This window comes from Modestobacter marinus, assembly GCF_019799945.1.
GTDB lineage: Bacteria > Actinomycetota > Actinomycetes > Mycobacteriales > Geodermatophilaceae > Modestobacter > Modestobacter marinus_B.
Map to the genome: position 1 here is coordinate 1 of NZ_JABGCH010000068.1, position 5,952 is coordinate 5,952.

At 70.2% G+C, this 5,952-nt stretch carries 4 protein-coding genes and 1 pseudogene; all 5 read left to right on the forward strand.

Annotated elements, in window-relative coordinates:
* Positions 1-61 precede the first annotated feature (61 nt).
* Positions 62-568 (forward strand): annotated as a pseudogene (locus HK417_RS23945) (transposase); the annotation flags it as partial.
* A gap of 218 nt (positions 569-786) precedes the next feature.
* The gene (locus HK417_RS23950) at positions 787-2,853 is read left to right on the forward strand and encodes a CHAT domain-containing protein (RefSeq protein WP_222273060.1); all 2,067 of its coding nucleotides are present in this window, start codon (positions 787-789) and stop codon (positions 2,851-2,853) included.
* The gene (locus tag HK417_RS23955) at positions 2,850-4,109 is read left to right on the forward strand and encodes an ATP-binding protein (RefSeq protein ID WP_222273063.1); all 1,260 of its coding nucleotides are present in this window, start codon (positions 2,850-2,852) and stop codon (positions 4,107-4,109) included. Before HK417_RS23950 ends, HK417_RS23955 begins: the two co-directional genes overlap by 4 nt.
* Entirely contained in the window at positions 4,106-5,584 is a 1,479-nt protein-coding gene (locus tag HK417_RS23960; RefSeq protein WP_222273066.1) for a C25 family cysteine peptidase, read from the forward strand. Before HK417_RS23955 ends, HK417_RS23960 begins: the two co-directional genes overlap by 4 nt.
* 134 nt (positions 5,585-5,718) lie before the next feature.
* Positions 5,719-5,952, forward strand: a 234-nt coding sequence (locus HK417_RS23965; RefSeq protein ID WP_222273069.1) for a hypothetical protein, incomplete at its 3' end; no start/stop codon positions are given.

Here is a 5,952-nt window from a genome sequence, read left to right on the forward strand (position 1 = left end):
TCGTCGACGCGCATAGCAGATCGTCGACCCCGAATCCGGGAAAGAACAGCTTGATTCCTGACAGGCCCACTACGCGGCCAACCTGATGGCCGCCTGCCCCAAGAGCAGCTGGCCATGGGTGCGGGCGCTGCTGCACTCGGTCTACGACCAGCCCGACGCGACAAGCGTGCACGCCCAGTTCGACCACGTCCTGAAGGCGCTGGCCGACAAGCTCCCGAAGGTGGCCGAGGACCTCGAGCAGGCGCGGGCCGACGTGCTGGCGTTCACCGCCTTTCCCAAGGAGGTCTGGCGCCAGATCTGGAGCAACAACTCCTCCGAACGGCTCAACCGCGAGATCCGCCGGCGCACCGACGTGGTCGGCATCTTCCCCGACCGCGACTCCCTGATCCGACTGGCCCGCGCCGTCCTGGCCGAGCAGCACGACGAGTGGGCCGAAGGTCGCCGCTACCTCGGACTCGACGTCCTCACCCGATGCCGCCTGCGTCCCGTCACCGACACCGGCCGCGACCAGGAGGAGGTGACCATCCGGCGCTCATCGCCTGGGAGGCCAGCAGATCACGCGTTGTAGTCGTTATCGATACACCACGTCAGCGGCATCGACCTTAAGGCTGCATCCCCCCGAGGGGAGTGACGGAGTCATGACGCTTCGGTGACGCACGCCCCGTCACACTTCTCGGATCGCTGATACCCGGTAGGCACTATCAGACAACGATGGCCGAGCTTGCCGACGTGCGCTATCCCGTCTCGACGGGATCCGACTGGCGGCCAGCAGGGCAGGTGGGGTCGGTGGCTTCGAAGGACGCAGAACTGGAGATCGGCCTCCAATGGCGGCCCCATGACCAGCAGTTCAACGCCAGCCTCGCCTTCGACGGGCCGGCATACCAGGAGCCGCGGCGCCAGCTGGTGGACCAGCCGGTGCACGTGGACCTGTCGCGACTCAGGCAGCTGACTGCGAACGCCGAGCAGTACGGCACTGCGCTCACCGAGATGCTATTCGCCGTCGAGGAGATCAGGGACTTCTACCAGCTGGCTCGCACCACCGCCGGGGCTGACGACACTCCCATCCACCTCCGGCTGCTGGTCGACCCCAGCGCGCCCAACGACTACCACCGGGTGCGATGGGAGCTGCTGCGTGACCCGGATGACGGCGCGCCGGTTGCCATCCGGCGCAACATCATGTTCTCCCGCTACCTCAGCAGCTCCGACTGGACGCTGAGCACACCGCCGCCCAAGCATGACCTGCGCGCCCTCGTGGTGATCGCCAACCCGAGCAACCTGGCCGGGTACAGTCCGCAGGGCCGGTCCCTCGCCCCGGTGGACGTGACGGCCGAGCGTAAGCGCGCCGTCACCGCCCTCGGGCCGAGTATCGCCGTCACGGTGCTCGACTCCGGCGGCGCGGCGACCCTCGATCGCATCACCGACGCCCTGGCCGACGGGATTGACCTGCTCTACCTCGTCTGCCACGGCACCATCGCCGATGGCAAGACGCGGCTGTGGCTCGAGGCCCCCGACGGCACGGCGGCGATCGCCGACGGCCAGCAGCTGGTGGACCGGCTCAACGGGCTCACCCGCCGGCCCACGCTGGCCATCCTCTGCTCGTGCCAGTCCGCCTCCGCCGGCACCGAGCCCACCACCGAGGACGGCGGTGTGTTCGCCGCCCTCGGTCCGCAGCTTGCCGCCTGCGGGGTGCCGGCTGTGGTGGCCATGCAGGGCAACGTCACGATGACGACGGCGGCGAGCTTCTTTCCGGCGTTCTTCGAGGAGCTGGCCGCGCATGGTGTGGTGGACCGGGCGATGGCCGTCGCCCGCAGCCGGATCGAGGGCCGGCACGACTGGTGGGCGCCTGTCCTCTTCTCCCGTCTCAAGCGGGGCCGCACCTGGTACCTGCCGGGGTTCGCCGAGGCCGGTGGTTATCTGTGGAACGCGGTGATCAGCGCCGTCGAGGGGCGCACCTTCACGCCGATCCTCGGCCCCGGCCTGGCCGCGCAGATCATCCCCTCCCGGCGGGAGATCGCCCGCCGGTGGGTGGACCGCTGGATGATGCCCATCGCCCCGGGCAACCGCGAGGATCTGCCGACGGTCGCCCAGTACCTGCGCACTCGCACCGCGGAGCAGGTGCCGGCCAACGACTACCGCAACTACCTAATGACCGACTACCGACAGCGGTACGCCGACCGGGTGCCCGAGGCGCTGCTGCAGGGCTCGCAGCCGGAGAAGGTCATCGCCGAGCTCGGCGCGCAGACCCGGCGGACCGACCTCGACGACGCTTATGTCCGCGTCGCTGAGCTGCCCGCGCCCATCTACGTGACCACCAGCTGGACCTCCCTGCTAGAGGACGCCCTCGTCGACGCCGGCCGCCCCCCCGTCGTCGGTAGCTTCGACTGGAACGACGCTCCGATCTCCGGCCTTCCCGAGGAGCAGGACGACCGGCCCACGGAGGAGCGGCCACTGGTCTACCACCTGTTCGGCCGGATCGAGGAGCCCGAGTCGCTGGTGCTCACCGAGGACGACCACTTCACCTGGCTGATGGCCTGGATCGACCGGCGGCAGAGCCTGCCGGCGAGCGTGCGTCATGCCCTCACCCGGAAGTCACTGATGTTCCTCGGCTACCGCCTTGATGACCTCGACTTTCGCGTGCTCTTCCAGAGCCTGCAGAGCTTCGGCGGGTCGGGACAGCTTCGGCGGTGGCAGCACATCGGCGTCCAGCTCAGCCCGGCAAGCCCGATGATCGAGCCGGAGGCTGCCCAGGAATACCTCGAGTCGTACTTTGGAGAGCGCAAGGTCGGCATCTACTGGGGTGAGACCCGCCGCTTCCTGCAGGAACTCTGCCAGCGTATGCAGGTGACCCAGTGACCGCGCTTCGGGGGCCGTCGACCCGCCGCCCCGGGCTGTCCACCCCCTACGTCGGCCCGCGCGCCTTGGGCTCTGACGACCGCCTGTACGGCCGTGACCGCGAGACCCGTGAGCTGTTCGACCTGCTGATCGCCGACCGCAATGTCTTGCTGCACGCGCCATCCGGCGCTGGCAAGACGTCGCTCATTCAGGCGGCGGTGATCCCCGTGCTCGAGGATGAGGGCTTCCGCAGCTCCGGGCCGTTGCGGGTCAATGCCGTCCCGCCCCGTGGCACGGAAGTGCCGAACCGCTATCTGTGGAGCCTGCTGACCGGGCTGTGGAGCGGAGCGGACTGGGAGCCCGACCTCGGCCCCGGCACCACCCTGGTGCAGGCCCTCGACGTCCTCGACACCCGGACGCGGACGGCGAGCCTGAGCGGCGACGGCGAGCCGCCGCAGGACCACGTGCTGGTCATCGGCCAGTTCGAGGAGGTGCTGATCCTCGAGCCGACCGTGCAGCGGCCGTACCGCGCGATGGAGGAGGTGCCGGCCCCCCACGTCGAGCCGGTGCAACTGCAGCTGCAGTGCCACCGCTTGTGGCGGGTGCTAGAGCCCCATTCCGGCCGTAAACCCGAGATACACCCCGCGGACGTGCGCCGTGCACTGGAGCACAGAGCCGCGCTGGCCGACTACCACGCCGACGCCGTCCGCGAGGTCGCGGAAAGGACCCGCACGAGCGAACGGGCCATCCGGGACTGGGCTGAGAACGAGCTGATCTCCTCCGTCACCAACTTCCGCACGCAGACGATGACGGGCCCCGACACCAGGAAGACATCCCCGGAGCAGGTGCTGCGAGAGCTGGAGGACCGGTACCTGATCCATGGCGAGAATCGGGGCGCCGCCACGAGGTACGAGCTGTCCCACGACGGTCTGCTCGAGCTGGTGCGCGCCAACAATGCCGCCTGGCGGCGCGCCAAGGTTAAGAGTTGGGAGGCCGCCGGCGAGAGTGGGAGCGCAGCGGCCACGACCCCAGCTACTTGCTGCGCGGCGAAGAGATCCGGCGGGCCGAGGGCTGGCTCGCGGCGCGGGGTGACCGCGCCACCCCGATCGAGCAGCGCTTCCTCGCCAAGTCGAAGGAGGTGTGCGCTCGGAAGAAAACGCGGCAGCGAGCCCACCCAGGTCATGGTCGTCCTCGCGCTCATCGCCGGCGTCCTGCTGCTCTCCCTGATTGTCTGCATCGTCCTGCTGACCCGGCGCGTCGGACGGAGACAGCCATGACCCTGAATGGCACGCCCGCCGCCCACGACGAGGACCCCGCCAGCACATCCAATGACGAGATGGTGTTCAACGGCGTGGACGGCACCTCCGGTGGCTACCTGTTCCCGCCCATCGCCCCTGCCACGCTGGCGGCTCTTCTACGCGGGGAACGGCTCGCCGGCGATGCCGTCGACGAGCTGCAGTCGCGCAGCGCGGCGGACGAGGCCGACTACGGCCTCGTCTTCGGCCGCAACCCCGAGGACCTAGCCCAATCCGGCTGGGGGCTGCTCGCGCCGGTTGACCTGGCGCCCGACGTGCTGGAGGCGCTCACCCCGCTGCGCGAGCTCCGCCGGCAGCAGGCCGGGGACCTGTACCGGGAGTTCCTCGGTGACGACGGTGTCCGGCCGGGGGAGGGCAAGCAGGAGTGGCTGGCCCGCCATGGGATGGGGCCTAGCCCCGCCGACCCCACGAAGGTGCCGTACTACCTGCTCCTGGTGGGCGACCCGGAGGGCGTCCCGTACCGCTTCCAGTACCAGCTCGACGTCCAGTACGCGGTCGGGCGAGTCGCCTTCGACACCGCCGAGGAGTACGACAACTACGCCCGGACGGTCGTGCAGCGGGAGTCCGCCGTGGCCGGTGGGCCGCGCAGCGTCACGCTATTCGGCCCGCAGAACTTGGCCGACCGGGCCACCCAGCTCAGCCGCCAGCTGCTCGTCGAGCCACTGGCCGGAGAGCTGACCGACGCGCTCGGGCGCTTCTCGAACCTGGCCAGTGCTCGGGTCGAGTCGGCCGTGGCCGACGAGGCCACCAAGGTCCGGCTGCTCCACCTGCTCACCGGGGACGGTGCGCCCGAAGTGCTGTTCACCGCCGGCCACGGTGTCGGGTTCCCCGCCCAGGACGCCCGGCAGCGGGAGGCGCAAGGCGCGCTGATCTGCCAGGAGTGGCCGGGCCCCCTGCTGTCGGCCGGCGCCATGACCGCCGACTACTACCTCTCCGCCGCCGACATCGCGCAGACGGCGCCGGTGCGCCCAGCCGTCGTCTTCAGCTTCGCCTGCTTCGGCGGCGGCACCCCGGTCGAGAACGACTTCGCGCACCGGGGCACCGGATCGGCGGCCATGGCGACGCGCCCGTTCGTGGCCCGCCTGCCGCAGCGGCTGCTCGGCTCACCAGCCGGCGGTGCACTCGCCTTCCTCGGGCACGTCGAGCGCGCCTGGGGCTGCTCATTCACCTGGCCGCGGGCGGGCGCGCAGCGAGCGGTGTTCAGCAGCGCCCTCCTCGCGGTGCTCAGCGGCTGGCGGGTGGGACACGCGATGGAATTCTTCAATGCGCGGTACGCCGAGCTGTCGGCCGACCTGAGCGAGATCCTCGAACGAGTCCGCAAAGACGGCCTCAACGTGCCCGACACGGAACTGGCCGGCGCCTGGACGGCTAACAACGACGCCCGCAGCTACGTCGTGGTCGGCGACCCGGCCGCGCGCCTGCCGGTCACGTCGTGACCCGCCACCGACCGCCCGAGCGGAGGCAGCGCCATGCCGCGAGAAAAGGTTGCCGGCACCGAGCTCGACTACTTCCTCGTCGCCTTCGACACCGAAATCCGGGAACGAGCCGAGGCCGGCTGCTTAGCCAACGGGTGCTGGAGGAGATCGAGACGCGGAAGGCCACCGACATCGTCCTGCTCAGCCACGGGTGGAACGGCGACGTCCCCGCCGCCCGACACCAGTACGCGCGCTGGCTGACTACCATGCTCGGCTGCGAGGCCGACCGGGCCGCGATGCTCGGCGAAGGCGCCTCCATCGAGGACCGCATCGCCGAAGCCTGGAAAGCGCGGCACCGGCGCGAGCAGGTCGACCCCTTCTCGGTCCTC